Source organism: Streptomyces sp. NBC_00390, from assembly GCF_036057275.1.
Classification (GTDB): Bacteria; Actinomycetota; Actinomycetes; order Streptomycetales; family Streptomycetaceae; genus Streptomyces.
In genome coordinates, this window is the sequence record NZ_CP107945.1 from 2,318,480 (window position 1) to 2,335,218 (window position 16,739).

Consider the following 16,739-nt stretch of genomic DNA (forward strand, 5'->3'; position numbering starts at 1 on the left):
CGCGTGTGCACCACCCGAACGATGTCAGCCGGTGGCCGCCGGATGCTGGGCGCGGCTCACGTCGTACACCCCTGGAACGTCCCGCATGGCGCGCATCAGAGCGGGAAGCCCGGCGGAATCAGGGAGTTGGAGGGTGTACGTGTGCCGTACGCGCTGCTGGCTGGGAGGCTCGACCGTGGCCGAGACGATCGCCGCGCCCTGGGTTGCGATCGCTTCCGTGAGATCCGCGAGCAGTCGCGGGCGTCCGAAGGACTCGGCGATCAGCGTGACCCGGCACTCGGCGGTGTCGCCCCAGCGCACCGGCACGGGCTCACGGCCGGTCTCCTTCATCCGGGTCACCCCGGGACACTGGGCACGGTGGACGGTCACGGCGCCGCCCCTCACGGCAAAGCCGATGACAGCGTCGGGCGGCACGGGTGTGCAGCACCCGGCGAGCCGTACAGTCGCTTCGGGCAGGTCGACCACGGCGTTCGCGACCGTGGGGCGGTCGGCGGTGACCGGGGCGGGGCGGCGGGGGGCGGCCGAAGGGGTGCTCGCGCCTTCCGGGTGGGTGTCCAGCCAGCCCTTGATCGCGATGCGCGCCGCGGGTGTGCGGGCGTGGTCCAGCCAGTCGGGCGACGGTCCGGACGCCGAGTCCTGGGCGAGCAGCAGATGCACCGTGTCACCGTCTCTCAGGACGGTGCTCAAGGTCGCGAGCCGGCCGTTGACCCGGGCGCCGATGCAGGCGTGCGCCTCTCCTCCGTACTGCGCGTAGGCGGCGTCGACACAGCTCGCACCGGCGGGCAGGCCGAGCGCCCGGCCGTCGGCGCGGAAGACGGTGATCTCACGGTCCTGCGCGAGATCCGCACGCAATGAGGTCCAGAAGGTGTCGGGGTCGGGGGCGGACTGCTGCCATTCCAGAAGGCGGGAGAGCCAGCCGGGCCGGGTGGGGTCGGCGCGCTCGCCGTCGAGCGGTTCGGCGCCTTCGACGGGTACGTAGGGGTTGCCGAGCGCGATCACTCCCGCCTCGGCGACCTTGTGCATCTGGTGCGTACGGATGAGGACTTCGACGATGGCGCCTTCGGGGCCCGCGACCGCCGTGTGCAGCGACTGGTAGAGGTTGAACTTGGGGGCGGCGATGAAGTCCTTGAACTCGGAGATCACCGGGGTGAAGCAGGTGTGCAGTTCGCCGAGCACCCCGTAGCAGTCGGCGTCCTCGCCGACGAGTACCAGCAGCCGGCCGAAGTCGGTGCTGCGCAGTTCGGTCCGTTTGAGACAGGCACGGTGCACGGAGACGAAGTGTCTTGGTCTGATGAGGACTTCGGAACTGATGCCCGCGTCGCGCAGCACACCCCGGAAGTCGTCGGCGACGGCGGCGAGCGCGTCGCAGGCCGTGGAGTTCTCCGCGATCAGCGCGCGGGTGCGTTCGTACTCCTCGGGGTGCAGGATCGCGAAGACGAGGTCTTCCAGCTCGGTCTTGAGCGCCTGCACACCGAGCCGTTCGGCGAGCGGGATGAGCACGTCGCGGGTGACCTTGGCGATCCGGGCCTGTTTCTCGGGACGCATCACGCCGAGGGTGCGCATGTTGTGCAGCCGGTCGGCGAGTTTGATGGACATCACGCGGACGTCATTGCCGGTGGCGACGAGCATCTTTCTGAATGTCTCTGGTTCGGCGGCTGCTCCGTAGTCGACCTTTTCGAGTTTGGTGACCCCGTCGACGAGGTAGCACACCTCCGAGCCGAACTCCTCGCGCACCTGATCGAGCGTCACTTCGGTGTCCTCGACGGTGTCGTGCAGCAGGGACGCGGTCAATGTGGTGGTCTCCGCACCCAGTTCCGCGAGGATCAGGGTGACGGCGAGCGGATGGGTGATGTACGGCTCGCCGCTCTTGCGGAACTGTCCGCGATGGGAGGATTCCGCCAGAACATATGCCTTGTGCAGGATGGTCAGGTCGGCGTCCGGGTGGTGCGCCCGGTGGACGTCGGCGACATGGCTGATGGCGTCGGGGAGCCGGTCGCGGCCGGTGGTGCCGAGCAGCGCGGCGCGGCCCAGCCTGCGGAGGTCGATCCTGGGGCGGCCGCGCCTGCGACTGTGGGCACCAGGGTTGGCGGCCTCTGCACTCATGGGGCACCTCCGGCTGCTTCGACCGGCGGTGGGAAAGGCAGGCGTGCCCTCCGGGCCGGTGCTTGATGCTACCGAGCCCACCACGTGGCGCAGTCCCGCTCTCGCTCAGCGTGAACCGGATCACCCATTCGAGCGAAGCTCTATACGTGCACGGTTTCGAGCAGGGCCGGATCGATGTACCCCTCAGCGACGATCACGGCGGGGCCGGTCATCTCGATCTCGCCGTCGGGCTGTTCCGTGATCAGCAGACGGCCGCCGGGCAGATCGACGGTGTAGGTGACGGGCACGCCGGTCACCGTGGGGTCCCCTCCGTCCCGGCGGGCGGCCGCGACGGCGACAGCACACGCGCCGGTGCCGCAGGAGCGGGTCTCGCCGGAGCCGCGCTCGTGCACGCGCATGGCGACATGACGCTCGCCGCGGCCGACGACGAATTCGATGTTCACCCCGTCGGGGTAGACGGATGCCGGGCTGAACGGCGGTACGGAGTACAGGTCTCCGGCGTGGCCCAGGTCCTCGACGAAGGCGACCGCGTGCGGGTTGCCCATGTTCACGTTCGTCGCGGGCCAACTGCGGGCCCCGATGGTGACGGTGACGCCGTCGGCGGGCAGCAGCGCGCGGCCCATGGCGACGGTGATGTCACCGGCGGCGGATCCGTCCGGCGCCGCCTTGGCGAGGTGGACCTTCTTGACGCCGCCGCGGGTGGCGACGGCCAGATCACCGGCGTCGACATGGCCCGCGCGCTGGAGGTAGCGGGCGAAGACGCGTACGCCGTTGCCGCACATCTCGGCGATGGAGCCGTCGGAGTTGCGGTAGTCCATGAACCATTCGGCCTCGTCGGCCATGTGCTTCGCCTCGGGGTGGGCGGCGGACCGCACGACGTGCAGCAGCCCGTCGCCGCCGATTCCACCCCGGCGGTCGCACAGCCTGGCGACGGCCGCGGCGGGCAGCTCATGGACGTTGTCGGGGTCGGGGACGATCACGAAGTCGTTCTCGGTCCCGTGGCCCTTGAGGAAGGCGATCGGCGAGGTCTGCGAGGTGCTCACGCCCACCATCGTACGAGGGGGGCCGGGACACCCACCGCTGCGGTCGGCCCGCGGACCCGCCCATCGGATCGGGCAGGACAGCTCAGCGACATCCGGGACGGACGTTGCGGGGCCGAGAGCCCGGCAGGATCCAAAGGAGGACCGACCGGTATACGGGCCTTCAACGGAGGCGGGCCACCCGCCACACGGCGAGGGCGACCAGGACCGCGCTCACTCCCACGTACAGGGCGATCACACGCCAGTCGGGGCGCTCGCCGGAGCCGCGGGCCGGCAGGCCCGGCCAGGTGTGTCCGACGCGGCGGGCGGCCATCATGGCCCAGCCGGCGGCGCAGCAGCTGATCAGCAGTCCCAGCATGGCGACGACCGCGCCGCCGTCACCGGTGCCGAAGGCCAGCGGGAAGGCGAACATCAGCGAGCCGACAGCGGCGAGCATCACGATCGGGGCGAGCTGCCAGATCCGCAGCCGTCGCTGCGGGCGCAGTTCGACCTCGACCTCGTCGGCGACAACGACGTGCTCGTCGGGCCCGTCCGGACTCAGACCGGGCGCGCCGTCCACGGTGTCCCGTCGTTCCCGCTCTGTGTCGCGAGGGCCGGCCTCCATCGCCACGCGCCCTCCCAACTCGGACTCAGCTGTCGATCGATGCTCGATGATGGCACGCTCCGGGGGCCCGGATTGACGGCCGGAGCGTCCCGATGCCATCACGTGATCAGGCTGTGACCGCTCGTTCGATCAACGCCAGCGCCAGGTGCGGAAGTTCCCTCCGGCCCTCGGCCGCGCCGCTCAGCCAGTGCACTCGCGGGTCGCGCCGGAACCAGGAGTCCTGGCGGCGCGCGAAGCGTTTGGTGGCGCGCACGGTTTCCTCCCGCGCCTGCTGGTCGGTGCACTCCCCCGCGAGCGCCGTGAGCACCTGCTGGTAACCCAGGGCCCGGGATGCGGTGCGCCCCTCACGCAGTCCCTGCGCCTCCAGAGTGCGCACCTCGTCCACCAGTCCGGCCTCCCACATCCGGTCCACCCGCCGCGCGATGCGCTCGTCGAGCTCGGGCCGGGCGACATCGACGCCGATCTGCACGGTGTCGTACACAGCGTCATGACCAGGAAGATTGGCGGTGAACGGCCTCCCGGTGATCTCGATGACCTCCAGCGCCCGCACGATGCGGCGACCATTGCTCGGCAGGATCGCCAGGGCTGCCTCGGGGTCGGCGGCGGCCAGCCGTGCGTGCAGCGCCCCGGAGCCGCGCACCGTGAGTTCCTCCTCGAGCCGCGCGCGCACATCGGGGTCGGTGCCGGGGAACTCGAGTGCGTCGATGGCACCGCGTACATAGAGCCCGGAGCCGCCCACGAGGACGGGGGTGCGGCCCTCGGCGAGCAGCCGGTCGATCTCGGCCCTGGCCAGCCTCTGGTACTCGGCGACGCTCGCGGTCTCGGTGATGTCCCAGATGTCGAGGAGATGATGCGGGATGCCGCCGCGTTCCTCGGTCGTCAGCTTGGCGGTGCCGATGTCCATCCCCCGGTAGAGCTGCATGGAGTCGGCGTTGACGACCTCGCCGTTCAGCCGCTGGGCAAGGAATACCCCCAGGTCGGACTTTCCGGCCGCAGTGGGACCGACGACGGCGATGACCCGCGGTGCGGGAGCTGCACTTCTCACTGCCCCAGTCTCGCAAACCCCGGCACCGTCCCCGAACGAGCGAGGTGACGTCACGGAGAGCGCTTCGTTGCCTGTTACGAGGTTTCGCGCGCCGGTTTCGGGCCGGTGCCCGTGGGCGGCGCAATGGGACGCTCCGGGCAGCGCGGGCCCTCGCCCACACGAGTACGCTATGGAGTAGATATGGGTGTTTTTTCATGGTTTCGCAGTAAGCCCACGGTGACGGCCGAGGCATCGACCGAGGAGGCCGGCACCACGGGCCTCGCGGCCGGGTCCGCGGCCGGCACCACGTCCGGTCCGGCATCGGACACAGAGGGGCCCGCCCGCGCAGAGGCCGGGCTCACCGAGGAGACCGGGGCCGACGAGACGGAGAGCGTCCCATCCGGGCCCGCTGCAGTGGAGGGCGTGGAGATCCCGAAGCAGCAGTCGGCCGGGGAGGCGGCGGACAACGAAGCCGGGGAAGGCGCCCGTAAGTAGTCCCCCGACGAGGGAAGGTGACCCATGGGCTTCATGGACACTTTGAAGGCCAAGCTCGCCCCGGCGAAGGACAAGGTCTCCCACTTCGCCCTGGAACACGAGGACAAGTTCGGGCAGCGCCTCGACAAGGCCGCACACAAGGTCGACACCACGACCAAGGGCAAGTACAGCAGCAAGATCGAGACCGGCACCGGCAAGGCCAAGGAGACCCTGGGCCGCATCGCGCACAAGGACGACGGCATGACACCACCGCCGGCCTCGTGAGTCCACGTTCGTGAGTTCACCGCAGAACGGCCGTGGAGCGCTTCGCTCCACGGCCGTCCTCACGTTCGCGACTCCGCGCTCCGGCTGGGGCTACCGGCTGCAGGTGACCTCAGGACCAGGCAGCGACGAAGTAACCGACGCCGTACGGCGCGTCGTCGTACAGCAGCTGCCCGGCGAGCCCGGCGCCCTGCGCGGCTCCGGCCAGCACCTGCCAGGGAGCGCGGCCGGCCGCCTTGAGTTCGTACGCCAGTGAGGGGTCCAGCGCCGACATCGCATCGACGTCGGCGGCATCCAGTGCCCGGGCCACCAACCGGTCGAAGTCCTCGGCGCGCGCGTCGAGATAGCCGGGGGCCTTGAGTGTGCGGCATGCACTGCCGTCCCCCATGACGAGCAGGGCAACACGTTCCGCCCGGCCGGCCAGGTCCCGGCCCACCTCCGCGCACTGCTCCACGTCGAGCCGTTCCCCGACACCGAGGCCTTCGAGCGGCGCGGCCGCCCAGCGGGTGCGCTCCAGCAGCCAGGCCGCGACGGCCAGCGAGGGGGGCAGGGGACGGTCCTGCTCCGGGCCGTCGCCCAACCGCACGTCGACGTCCACGCCGAAACCGCGGAAGGAACCGCGCGCACCGACGTGATGCGCGCCGCGCCCCTCCTCGTCGGCGGGTCCGACCACCAGCAGCAGGTCGGGCCGGGCAGCCGCGAGCACGGCCACGGCATCGGCACAGGCGGCCCGGGCGGTGTCGAGCTCCGGTGCGGCGCCCGAGGCCACCTCGGGCACCAGCAGCGGCGGACACGGACAGACGGCGGCGGCGACAAGCATGATCGGAGCCTAATGCGTGTCCGGCCCGGTGGACCGCGCTGCCCGCCTCGCTGCCGTCGGCGTCAGTCGCAGCCGCAGCCCGGGGCCGCAGCCGCGGGCAGCGGCTCGGGCACGCCGATCTTCGGCAGACCCAGCATCACACCGGCCGGCTTCGCCGCCTCGACCGCGTTCCGCTTCTCCCAGGCATCCCCCGCGCGGGTACGGCGCACGGACGTCGCGACACCTTCGGCCAGCAGGTGGTGCGGCGCGGCGTAGGTGATCTCGACGGTGACCACGTCTCCCGGGCGCACCTGGGCGTCCGGCTTGGTGAAGTGGACGAGGCGGTTGTCGGGGGCGCGGCCGGAGAGGCGGTGGGTGGCACCGTCCTTGCGGCCCTCACCCTCGGCGACCATGACCTCGAGCGTGCGGCCGACCTGCTTCTTGTTCTCCTCCCAGGAGATTTCCTCCTGCAGGGCGACCAAGCGCATGTACCGCTCCTGGACGACCTCCTTGGGGATCTGGCCGTCCATGGTGGCGGCCGGGGTTCCGGGACGCTTGGAGTACTGGAAGGTGAAGGCGTTCGCGAAGCGCGCCTCGCGGACCGTGTGCAGGGTCTGCTCGAAGTCCTCTTCTGTCTCGCCGGGGAAGCCCACGATGATGTCGGTGGAGATGGCGGCGTGCGGAATGGCCGCGCGCACCTTCTCGATGATCCCGAGGAAACGCTCCTGCCGGTACGAGCGGCGCATCGCCTTCAGAACCGTGTCCGAGCCGGACTGCAGCGGCATGTGCAGCTGCGGCATGACGTTCGATGTCTCTGCCATCGCGGCGATCACGTCGTCGGTGAAGTCACGCGGGTGCGGCGAAGTGAAGCGGACCCGCTCCAGGCCCTCGATCCTGCCGCAGGCGCGCAGCAGCTTGCTGAAGGCCTCACGGTCGCCGATGTCGGAGCCATAGGCGTTGACGTTCTGGCCGAGCAGCGTGATCTCGCACACGCCTTCGGCGACGAGTGCCTCGATCTCGGCCAGGATGTCGCCGGGCCTGCGGTCCTTCTCCTTGCCGCGCAGGGCAGGGACGATGCAGAAGGTGCAGGTGTTGTTGCAGCCGACGGAGATCGAGACCCAGGCGGCGTACGCGGACTCGCGGCGGGTCGGCAGCGTGGAGGGGAACGCCTCCAGCGACTCCGCGATCTCGACCTGCGCCTCTTCCTGGATACGGGCGCGCTCGAGCAGCACCGGCAGCTTGCCGATGTTGTGCGTACCGAAGACGACGTCGACCCACGGCGCCCTGGTGACGATGGTGTCGCGGTCCTTCTGGGCCAGACAGCCGCCGACCGCGATCTGCATTCCGGGGCGGGCGGCCTTCATCGGGGCGAGCCTGCCGAGATTGCCGTACAGCTTGTTGTCGGCGTTCTCCCGCACCGCGCAGGTGTTGAAGACAACAACATCTGCGTCCCCGTCGGCGCCCTCGGGCGCGCGCACGTATCCGGCGTCCTCCAGCAGGCCGGACAGCCGCTCGGAGTCGTGGACGTTCATCTGGCACCCGTAGGTGCGCACCTCGTAAGTTTTCGCACTCATCGCGCCCACCAGGGTACGGGGTCCCCGTGCCCGTACGCCTCTGCCTTCCGCTGCCCCGCGAGGATGCAGGCCCTGGCCATCACGGGGAGCGAACTGGCAGGATCGCGCCATGCTCCCCGCCTCCCGTATCAGCCGTCGCCGTGCCCTGCAGGGCTCCGCGGCCGCCCTGGTGGTCTTCGGACTGCTGCTGTGGTGGCTGCTGCCCTTCGGGCAGTCGTCGCCGAGCGGGAAGCTGACCTTCAGCACCGGTTCGCACAGCGGCGTCTACCAGCGCTACGGGGTGCTCCTGAAGGAGGCGCTGGCACAGGACATGCCGGACGTGGAGATAGCGCTGCAGACCAGCGAGGGCTCCCAGCAGAACCTGGCACGGGTCGCGTCGGGCGAGGCGGACTTCACCATCGCCACGGCGGACGCGGTCGCCAAGTACAAGCGGCAGGGGCTGCCGGGCGCCGACCGGCTGCGCGGGTGCGCGCGGCTCTACGACGACTATGTGCAGCTGATCGTGCCCAAGCGCTCCTCGATCCGCTCGGTCGGCGATCTCCGCGGCAAAGTGGTGGGCATCGGCCAGGAAGGTTCCGGAATCCGGCTGGTCGCCGACCGGATAATGAGAGCTTCGAAGATCGATCCGACGAAGGACATCACCCCTGTCCCGGCGGGTATCGACAAGACCCCGGCGCAGCTCGAGAAGGGCGAGCTCGACGCGTTCTTCTGGTCGGGCGGCCTGCCGACCAACACCGTGCAGGAGCTGTCCGAGCGCTTCGCGATCCGGCTGGTGCCGCTGACGCCCGGGCTCGTGGACAAGGTGCACGCGGCGGGCGACGCGAAGGGCGACGCGACCGGGTACTACCGCCCTGCCGTGATGCCGGCCGATGCCTATCGGCTGGCTCAGGGCGGCGTGCCGGTACCGACGATGGCGGTGCCCAACCTGCTCGTGACCACGGACCGGATGGATCCGGAGCTGACCGAGGGCTTCACCCGCACGGTGATCAGGAGCCGTGACCACATCGGCAACACGGTCCACCCGGCACAGCTGGTGGACCTGCGCACCGCGGTCTACACCGACCCTGTGCCGCTGCACGAGGGCGCCCGGCGCTACTACCGCTCCGCCAAGCCGTAGCCTTCGGCCCGCGGGGGCTGGTCAGGCGGCCGGGGACGTACGCGGGACGGTGACGGTCACCCGCAGGCCGTTCGGCTCATGGTGGGCGTACGCGATCGAGCCGCCGCCCGCCATCAGCAGCGCCCGGCTGATCGACAGTCCGAGGCCCGACCCCTTGATGTTCTGGTGGTGTCCACTGCGCCAGAAGCGGTCGCCGATGCGGGTCAGCTCCTCATCGGTCAGTCCGGGTCCGCGGTCGGTGATCACGATGCGCGACGAATCGCCGTTCGACTCGACCGAAACCCTGACCTCCTCACCCGGCGGGGTGAACTTCAGAGCGTTGTCGATCACTGCGTCCAGCGCACTGGACAGGGCGATGGGATCGGCCCAGGCGGTCATCGCGGCGATGTCGGAGGTCAGCACGACGCCCTTCTCGTCGGCGAGCGGCCGCCAGGCGGCGACCCGTTCGCCCGTCAGCTCTCCTATGTCGGTCAGCTGGAGAACGGCGGAGGCGTGCTCCGCCAGTGCCAGGTCCAGCAGGTCGTCGAGGACCTGGGCCAAGCGCTTGCCCTCGGTGCGCACCGACGCGATCTCCTCATTGCCCTCGGGAAGTTCGAGCGCGAGGAGTTCGATGCGCAGCAGCAGTGCGGCGAGCGGATTGCGCAGTTGATGGGAGGCATCGGCGACGAACGCCCGCTGCTGCTCCAGGACCTCTTCGACGTTGTCCGCCATTTCGTTGAACGAGCGGGCCAGCCGTCTGAGTTCCGGCGGCCCGCCGGCGGCGGCGACGCGCGAGTTCAGCCGGCCCGTCGCGATGTCGTGGGTCGCCGCATCGAGGACGCGTACGGGGCGCAGCACCCAGCCAGTGAGGCGGAAGGCTGCGCCGACGGCGAGCAGCATCGCCGCGCTCTCGCCGGCGGCGATCAGCAGCCAGCCGCGCAGCACCCGCGAGCGCAGCTGGTCGGTGGGGGAGTCGGTGAGTACGACGGCGACGACGTCGCCGTCCCGTACCACCGGCGACGCCACGACGAGCCGGCCGGCCTGCTGCCATGGCCAGACCTGGGGCGGATCCTGGCTGCGCCGCCCGGTGAGAGCCTCTTCGAACGCGTTGCGCCCTTCGCCCTCCTCCGGCACCGTCAGGTACTCGGGCGCGCTCGCCATCGAGTCACGGTTGCGGTAGAAGACGCCGGCGTCGATGCCGTACGTGTCCCGGTAGCGGTTGAGCTGCTCCTGGAGCGTGGATCGCCGCTCGTCCGTCGCCGAGCTCTCGTCGGTGACAAATTGCGCGAGGGCCGCGAAGCGCACGGTGTCGTCGATGCGGTCGACGACGACGCGCTGCTGCTGCGCCGCGGCGACGCTCACCGCCAGCGGGAACCCCAGCGCGAGCAGCACACCGGCCATGAGCACGATGAGCAGCGGGAGAAGTCGGGTACGCACCGGAGCCGGAGAACCTTACGAGCCGACGGGAGGGACGAGGCGGTATCCGACACCGCGCACGGTCTCGATCAGCGCCGGCATCCGCAGCTTGGAACGCAGCGACGCCACATGCACCTCGAGCGTGCGGCCTGTGCCCTCCCAGCTGGTGCGCCACACCTCGCTGATGATCTGTTCCCGGCGGAAGACGACACCGGGCCGCTGAGCGAGCAGGGCCAGCAGGTCGAACTCCTTACGGGTGAGCTGGACGACGACACCGTCGACACTGACCCGGCGGGTGGGCAGCTCTATGGTGACCGGGCCGAGCCGCAGGGCGTCGTCCGCAGGGGTCGCCGCGGCCTCGTCACCACTCACGGTGCGCCGGCTCACGGCGTGGATACGGGCGAGCAGTTCACCGGTGTCGTACGGCTTGACGACATAGTCGTCCGCGCCGAGGTTGAGGCCGTGGATCCGGGAGCGGACGTCGGCGCGCGCCGTGACCATGATCACAGGCGTCGAGGTGAGCTTCCGTATCTTGCCGCACACCTGGTAGCCGTCCTGGTCCGGCAGGCCCAGGTCCAGCAGCACGACCCCGAAGGGCGGCTTGTCCGGGGCAGCGGTGGGCAGCACGGCGCGCAGTGCCTCCTCGCCGTTGCGGGCGTGCACGACCTGGAAACCGTGCCTGGCCAGCACGGCGGACAGGGCGGCCGCGACATGGTCGTCGTCCTCGACGAGCAGTAGTCTCATGGCCCCCCTCCAGCGTGTTTGGTCGTGTCCCCGCCATTGGTCAGTTGTACGGAGTGCACAGAGCATCAAGACCGATGCCCACCCATGGAGTCAAGTGGGTTCCTGTTGTCACCGGGTTTCCGTTACCCACCCGGTACGCCGATCACCGTCCTGTTCACGCATGGTGTCCGGTCGAAGCCGGATCGTTATCCTCAATTTCCGCTCAGATGTAATGACGCTCGTCGCACCGCCTGTCTAGGGTCCTCAGCAACCGAGGAGGACGGAGCAAGAAGCCGATGAGCGGAGTGTCAGTGACCAAGGGCGCGGAGGACGCGGTTGTCCCGGCGAGCGACCTGGTCGTGCTGAGCAACGTCAACAAGCACTTCGGCGCGCTGCATGTGCTCCAGGACATCGACCTGACCATCGCCCGTGGCGAGGTCGTGGTCGTCATCGGGCCCTCAGGGTCCGGCAAGTCCACGCTGTGCCGCACCATCAACCGCCTGGAGACGATCGACTCCGGCACCATCACGATCGACGGAAAGCCGCTGCCCCAGGAGGGCAAGGAGCTCGCGAGGCTCCGTGCCGACGTGGGCATGGTCTTCCAGTCGTTCAACCTCTTCGCGCACAAGACTGTGCTGGAGAACGTGATGCTGGGCCAGGTCAAGGTACGCAAGGCGGACAAGAAGGACGCCGAGAGCAAGGCCCGCGCCCTGCTGGACCGGGTGGGCGTCGGCACGCAGGCCGACAAGTACCCGGCGCAGCTCTCCGGCGGTCAGCAGCAACGAGTTGCGATCGCACGGGCGTTGGCCATGAACCCCAAGGTCATGCTGTTCGACGAGCCCACGTCGGCTCTCGACCCCGAGATGATCAACGAGGTTCTCGAGGTCATGCAGCAACTGGCGCGCGACGGAATGACGATGGTCGTCGTCACCCACGAAATGGGCTTCGCACGTTCCGCCGCGAACCGGGTGGTATTCATGGCCGACGGCAAGATCGTCGAGGAGGCCTCGCCCGAGGACTTCTTCAGCAGCCCGCGCAGCGACCGCGCCAAGGACTTCCTGTCGAAGATCCTGCACCACTGAGTCCGTCCCGGATCAGCCGATCACCTCATCGCGTCAACTCTTAGGGAAGTCACCATGAAGCTTCGTAAGGTCACCGCCGCTTCTGCCGCCGTGCTCTCGCTCGCCCTCGCCGCCACCGCCTGTGGCTCCGGCAAGAAGAAGGACGACGCTGCCGGCGGCGGCTCCGAGGCCGGCGGCAAGATCACGATCGGTATCAAGATCGACCAGCCGGGCATCGGCCTGAAGACCCCCGACGGCTCGTACACCGGCTTCGACGTCGACGTCGCCACGTACGTCGCCAAGGAGCTCGGCTACAAGGAGTCGGACATCGTCTTCAAGGAGACGAAGAGCGCCGACCGCGAGACGGCGATCGAGCGCGGTGACGTCAAGTTCATCGCCGCCTCCTACTCGATCAACGACGAGCGTCTGCAGAAGGTCGACTTCGCCGGCCCGTACCTGCTGGCCCACCAGGACATCCTGGTCCGCGCGGACGACGACTCCATCAAGGACCCGAAGGACCTGAACGGCAAGAAGCTGTGCTCGGTCACCGGCTCGACCTCGGCGAAGAACGTCAAGGAGAAGCTGGCCCCGAAGGCCCAGCTGCAGGAGTACGGCGGCTACTCCGAGTGCCTGACCGGCCTGGAGAACAAGGTCATCGACGCTCTGACCACGGACGACTCCATCCTCGCCGGCTACGCCGCGCAGGAGGCGTTCAAGGGCAAGTTCAAGCTCGCCGGCTTCCGGATGAGCAACGAGAACTACGGCATCGGCCTGAAGAAGGGCGACGCCGACCTCAAGAAGAAGATCAACGCCGCGCTCGAGAAGATGGTCAAGGACGGCTCCTGGGACAAGGCCGTGGAGGCCAACTTCGGCCCCGCCGGCTACAAGAACGAGCCCGCGCCGAAGATCGGCAACATCGTCAAGTGACTGCAGGGCTGACGAGGCGCGCCGCCGCTGACGGCGGCGGCGCGCCCGGCCCTTCCCACACGCACACGCGGAAGCGCGGGAGATCGTGTTCGATTTTCTTGATATGAACGAGCTGCTGGGGGCGTTCTGGGTGACGGTGAAGCTCACCGTCTACTCGGCCCTCGGCTCCCTGATATGGGGAACAATGCTGGCCGGCATGCGGGTGGGGCCGATCCCGCTCATGCGGGGTTTCGGCACGGTCTACGTGAACGTGGTCCGTAACATCCCGCTCACCGTGATCATCGTCTTCACGTCGCTGGGCCTCTACTCGACCCTGGGAATCGCCCTGGGCGGCGACACCATCCCGGTGATCAACTTCCGGCTGGCGGTACTGGGCTTGATCGCCTATACGTCTGCCTTCGTGTGCGAGGCGCTGCGATCCGGCATCAACACGGTGCCCGTCGGACAGGCGGAGGCCGCGCGTGCGCTCGGTCTGAGCTTCACACAGGTGCTGCGGCTGATAGTCCTCCCGCAGGCCTTCCGCTCGGTCGTCAATCCGATGGCCAACGTGCTGATCGCGCTGACGAAGAACACCACTGTGGCCTCGGCCATCGGTGTCGCCGAGGCCGCGTACCTGATGAAGGGCTTGATCGAGGAATACGCCGCGCTTCTGCTGATCGCCGGCGTCTTCGCGCTCGGGTTCATCTGCCTGACACTGCCGACCGGACTGATCCTCGGCTGGGTGAGCAAGAAGGTTGCGGTGAAGCGATGACTTCCGTTCTCTACGACGCACAGGGGCCGAGCGCTAAGCGGCGCAACCTCCTCTACACGGCTCTGTTCCTGGCCGCTTCCGCGGTCGTCGTGTGGTGGGTCTACGACGGTCTCAACTCCAAGGGCCAGCTCGACTGGGTCAAGTGGGAGCCGTTCTTCACCAGCTCCCAGCCGTATGTGACCTACATCTGGCCAGGGCTGCAGAACACCCTGACCGCCGCAGCCCTCGCTCTGGTCATCGCGCTTCCGCTCGGAGCGTTCTTCGGTATCGCCCGGCTCTCCGACCACTGGTGGGTCCGAGGCATCGCCGGCACGGTCGTGGAGTTCTTCCGCGCCATCCCGGTGCTGATCCTGATGCTGTTCGCCAACCAGGCGTACTCGGATTTCACCGACATCGACAGCGATATGCGGCCGCTGTACGCGGTGGTCACCGGCCTGGTGCTGTACAACGCCTCGGTCCTCGCGGAGATCGTCCGGGCCGGTATCCAGTCCTTGCCCACGGGCCAGACGGACGCGGCCAAGGCCATCGGCATGCGCAAGGGCCAGACGATGCGGTACGTGCTGCTGCCGCAGTCGGTGACGGCCATGCTTCCGGCGATCGTCAGCCAGCTGGTGGTCATCGTGAAGGACACCGCCCTCGGCGGCGCGATGCTCACCTTCTCCGAACTGCTGGCATCGGTACGCCCGATGAGCGCCAACTACGGCGCGAACAACATCGCCAGCTTCACGGTCGTCGCCCTCATCTTCATCGCCCTGAACTTCGCGCTCACCTCGTTCGCGAGCTGGCTGGAGCGCAAGCTGCGGCGCGGCAAGAAGAGCACGGGTGCGGTGGTGCACGCCGGTCCCGGCGGCGGTCTGGAGACCATCGGCCCGCCGACGATCCACACCGACGACGGCCAGTCGGGCTGATTGTCCGTCACGGATTCGGCTCGCGAGGGGCGGTGGCCAGGCGGCCGCCGCCCCTCGCCGAGTTCCGGCGGCGCTTGACGCGGACACCCGCAGTGGGTTGCATACGTTCTGTGATCGCTCACCGGGCTCCAGCCGCACTTCACCGCACGACCCTCCGGGCCCCAGGAGTCTCGACATGGACCCGGTGATCGTCGTCGGCGCGGGACCTGTCGGCCTCGCCCTCTCCTTGGCCCTAGCTGCCCAGGGGGTTCCGTCCGTCGTGCTGGACGAGAGCGGCGGCAAGGACGAGCCGCGACCCGCCCGGACCGCGGTGCTGCGCCCCGACACGGCGGCGCTGGTGGAGCGGCTCGGCTGCGCCACGGTGTGTGACGAAGGCACCCGCTGGACCGGTTGGCGCACCATGCGGCGCAAGCAGGGCGTAACGGAATTGCCGCTGGGCAGCGGGGACACAGCCGCTCCGCTGCACATTCCGCAGCATGTGCTCACCCACGGGCTGCGCGACGCCCTGGCCGGCCACCGGCTGGTCAGGACCGTCACCGACAGCCGACTCGACTCCCTGGAGCAGGACCCGAGCGGCGTCACCGTGCACACGCGCGGGCCCTCGGGCACCTGGTGGCGCGGCAGCTATCTGGTCGGCTGCGACGGCGCGAGGTCCACTGTGCGCAAACTGCTCGGGATCCGCTTCCCGGGACGCACTGCTGTGGAACGGCACGCGGTCGCGGCCCTGCGCACCGAACTTCCCTGGCCCGACGAAGCGTTGCTGCACCATCAGCCGCCGTGGCACACCGGCGGAGACGAGATCACCGCCCGTCCCCTGCCGGACGGCGTGTGGCGGCTGGACTGGCTGCTGCCGCCCCGGGGCGAACTCGTGACTCCGGACGCCCTCGTGGCGCGGGTCCGGGACACCCTGGCCGGCTGGTGCGGCACCACTCCCCCGTACGAACTCCTCGACACCGGCGTCTACACGCTCCATCACAGGCTCGCCCGGCGGTGGCGGGTGGACCGGGCCTTTCTCGCGGGGGACGCCGCCCATCTGCTCGGAGCGATCGGCACCCAGGCCCTGGACGAAGGGCTGCGGGACGTCGACAACCTGGCGTGGAAACTGGCGCAGTGCTGGCACCACGGCGCGTCGGCCACGCTGCTGGACAGCTATCAGGCCGAGCGACGAGGCGCGGTCGCCGCACGGCTGCGCGCCGCCGACCAGTCGCTGCCGATACTGCGCGGTGGCGGTGGGCTGCGTATGTACCTTCCGGGTGCCGCGCGAGGACATGATGCGATGCTCACCGACAGTCACCTCGGGCAGGGGCCGCTCGGCGCGCCCCCCATCTACCGGCACTCCCCTCTCGCACCTGAACACGCCCCTTCACAGGCCTCCGTCGATACGGAAACGGGTGCGGCGGTCGAGGATGTACGCGTGACCGCTCCGGACGGGAACCCGGCACAGTTGCGGGACCGCTTGGGCCGGGGACTGCTGCTGGTGGTACTGGTCGCGCCCGGGACAGGGGTGTGGGACCGGCGGCACTGGGTGAGCGCGGGGGTGATGCCGCGGCTCGCGGCCGCGGTGGACGCGCTGCCGGTCCGGGCAGAGCTGTTGGTGACGGAGAGCTATCCCGGAGCCTCGGCGCACACCGTGCTGATGGTGCGTCCGGACGGGCACCTGGTCGCGGCCTTCGGCGGGGTGCGGCCCGCTGAGCTGTACGCGGCGGCGGACGCGGTGCGCGGGGGTGCCCCGTCGGCGGTGCGCACTGACCGCACTGCGGACATCAATTGACCCTCGAGGATCTGCATGGTGTACTCCGGAGCGTGACCGACACCGATGTGCGCCTGTGGCGGAGGGTCCATATGGACCTCGTCCGCTATGCGGGCTGCGTGTGTCGACCTTCCTGCTGAATTCGCCTTCCTACGCGCCGTGGCCTGCTGCGCCCGCGCGCGCTCCAGCGAACTTCCAGGACGGTAT

The 16,739-nt window shown here is 69.4% G+C and carries 17 protein-coding genes; 9 read left to right on the forward strand and 8 right to left on the reverse strand.

Annotation, left to right across the window (positions count from 1 at the left end; all coding sequences use genetic code 11):
• Nucleotides 1–24 precede the first annotated feature (24 nt).
• From OHS70_RS09465 to miaA, 4 genes are all read right to left on the reverse strand, one after another.
• Nucleotides 25–2,103, reverse strand: a complete 2,079-nt coding sequence (locus OHS70_RS09465) for a RelA/SpoT family protein (protein WP_328395656.1) — start codon at nt 2,101–2,103, stop codon at nt 25–27.
• A 140-nt stretch (nt 2,104–2,243) separates the two neighbouring features.
• Nucleotides 2,244–3,155, reverse strand: a complete 912-nt coding sequence (gene dapF / locus OHS70_RS09470) for a diaminopimelate epimerase (RefSeq protein ID WP_328395658.1) — start codon at nt 3,153–3,155, stop codon at nt 2,244–2,246.
• Between the two features lie 151 nt (nt 3,156–3,306).
• The gene (locus OHS70_RS09475) at nt 3,307–3,747 is read right to left on the reverse strand and encodes a hypothetical protein (protein WP_328405518.1); all 441 of its coding nucleotides are present in this window, start codon (nt 3,745–3,747) and stop codon (nt 3,307–3,309) included.
• Nucleotides 3,748–3,853: 106 nt separating this feature from the next.
• The gene (miaA, locus tag OHS70_RS09480; protein WP_328395660.1) at nt 3,854–4,792 is read right to left on the reverse strand and encodes a tRNA (adenosine(37)-N6)-dimethylallyltransferase MiaA; all 939 of its coding nucleotides are present in this window, start codon (nt 4,790–4,792) and stop codon (nt 3,854–3,856) included.
• A gap of 180 nt (nt 4,793–4,972) precedes the next feature.
• On the opposite strand from miaA, the gene OHS70_RS09485 reads away from it, so the two are divergent.
• Both OHS70_RS09485 and OHS70_RS09490 read left to right on the forward strand, forming a co-directional pair.
• Nucleotides 4,973–5,266: a hypothetical protein gene (locus OHS70_RS09485; RefSeq protein WP_328395662.1), complete on the forward strand. Its 294-nt coding sequence runs from the start codon at nt 4,973–4,975 to the stop codon at nt 5,264–5,266.
• 24 nt (nt 5,267–5,290) lie between these two features.
• Nucleotides 5,291–5,530 (forward strand): antitoxin, encoded by a 240-nt coding sequence (locus tag OHS70_RS09490; RefSeq protein WP_328395664.1) that lies wholly within the window; start codon nt 5,291–5,293, stop codon nt 5,528–5,530.
• A 109-nt stretch (nt 5,531–5,639) separates the two neighbouring features.
• On the opposite strand, the gene OHS70_RS09495 is transcribed toward OHS70_RS09490, so the two are convergent.
• Together OHS70_RS09495 and miaB are read right to left on the reverse strand one after the other, a co-directional pair.
• On the reverse strand, nt 5,640–6,347 hold the full coding sequence (locus OHS70_RS09495) for a class III extradiol dioxygenase subunit B-like domain-containing protein (RefSeq protein ID WP_328395666.1): 708 nt from the start codon (nt 6,345–6,347) through the stop codon (nt 5,640–5,642).
• A gap of 62 nt (nt 6,348–6,409) precedes the next feature.
• A complete protein-coding gene (gene miaB / locus OHS70_RS09500; protein WP_328395668.1) occupies nt 6,410–7,900 on the reverse strand; it encodes a tRNA (N6-isopentenyl adenosine(37)-C2)-methylthiotransferase MiaB in 1,491 nt (496 codons plus the stop codon).
• Between the two features lie 109 nt (nt 7,901–8,009).
• Here miaB and OHS70_RS09505 point away from each other — a divergent pair, with 109 nt between their 5' ends.
• Entirely contained in the window at nt 8,010–9,017 is a 1,008-nt protein-coding gene (locus OHS70_RS09505; RefSeq protein WP_328395670.1) for a TAXI family TRAP transporter solute-binding subunit, read from the forward strand.
• Between the two features lie 21 nt (nt 9,018–9,038).
• On the opposite strand, the gene OHS70_RS09510 is transcribed toward OHS70_RS09505, so the two are convergent.
• On the reverse strand, nt 9,039–10,433 hold the full coding sequence (locus OHS70_RS09510; protein ID WP_328395672.1) for a sensor histidine kinase: 1,395 nt from the start codon (nt 10,431–10,433) through the stop codon (nt 9,039–9,041).
• A gap of 15 nt (nt 10,434–10,448) precedes the next feature.
• Nucleotides 10,449–11,156 carry a response regulator transcription factor gene (locus OHS70_RS09515; RefSeq protein WP_328395674.1) on the reverse strand — a complete coding sequence of 236 codons (708 nt, stop codon included), beginning with the start codon at nt 11,154–11,156 and terminating at the stop codon, nt 10,449–10,451.
• A gap of 275 nt (nt 11,157–11,431) precedes the next feature.
• On the opposite strand from OHS70_RS09515, the gene OHS70_RS09520 reads away from it, so the two are divergent.
• The 6 genes from OHS70_RS09520 to OHS70_RS09545 all read left to right on the forward strand — a co-directional run bounded on the left by OHS70_RS09520 (nt 11,432) and on the right by OHS70_RS09545 (nt 16,672).
• The gene (locus tag OHS70_RS09520) at nt 11,432–12,217 is read left to right on the forward strand and encodes an amino acid ABC transporter ATP-binding protein (protein WP_328395676.1); all 786 of its coding nucleotides are present in this window, start codon (nt 11,432–11,434) and stop codon (nt 12,215–12,217) included.
• Nucleotides 12,218–12,271: 54 nt separating this feature from the next.
• Nucleotides 12,272–13,123: a glutamate ABC transporter substrate-binding protein gene (locus OHS70_RS09525; protein ID WP_328395678.1), complete on the forward strand. Its 852-nt coding sequence runs from the start codon at nt 12,272–12,274 to the stop codon at nt 13,121–13,123.
• Between the two features lie 85 nt (nt 13,124–13,208).
• Nucleotides 13,209–13,874, forward strand: a complete 666-nt coding sequence (locus OHS70_RS09530; RefSeq protein ID WP_328395680.1) for an amino acid ABC transporter permease — start codon at nt 13,209–13,211, stop codon at nt 13,872–13,874.
• The gene (locus OHS70_RS09535; protein WP_328395682.1) at nt 13,871–14,782 is read left to right on the forward strand and encodes an amino acid ABC transporter permease; all 912 of its coding nucleotides are present in this window, start codon (nt 13,871–13,873) and stop codon (nt 14,780–14,782) included. Before OHS70_RS09530 ends, OHS70_RS09535 begins: the two co-directional genes overlap by 4 nt.
• 175 nt (nt 14,783–14,957) lie before the next feature.
• Nucleotides 14,958–16,553, forward strand: coding sequence for an FAD-dependent monooxygenase (locus tag OHS70_RS09540; RefSeq protein ID WP_328395684.1), 1,596 nt, complete (start codon nt 14,958–14,960; stop codon nt 16,551–16,553).
• Between the two features lie 71 nt (nt 16,554–16,624).
• Nucleotides 16,625–16,672 carry a hypothetical protein gene (locus OHS70_RS09545; RefSeq protein WP_309506048.1) on the forward strand — a complete coding sequence of 16 codons (48 nt, stop codon included), beginning with the start codon at nt 16,625–16,627 and terminating at the stop codon, nt 16,670–16,672.
• Nucleotides 16,673–16,739: the final 67 nt, after the last annotated feature.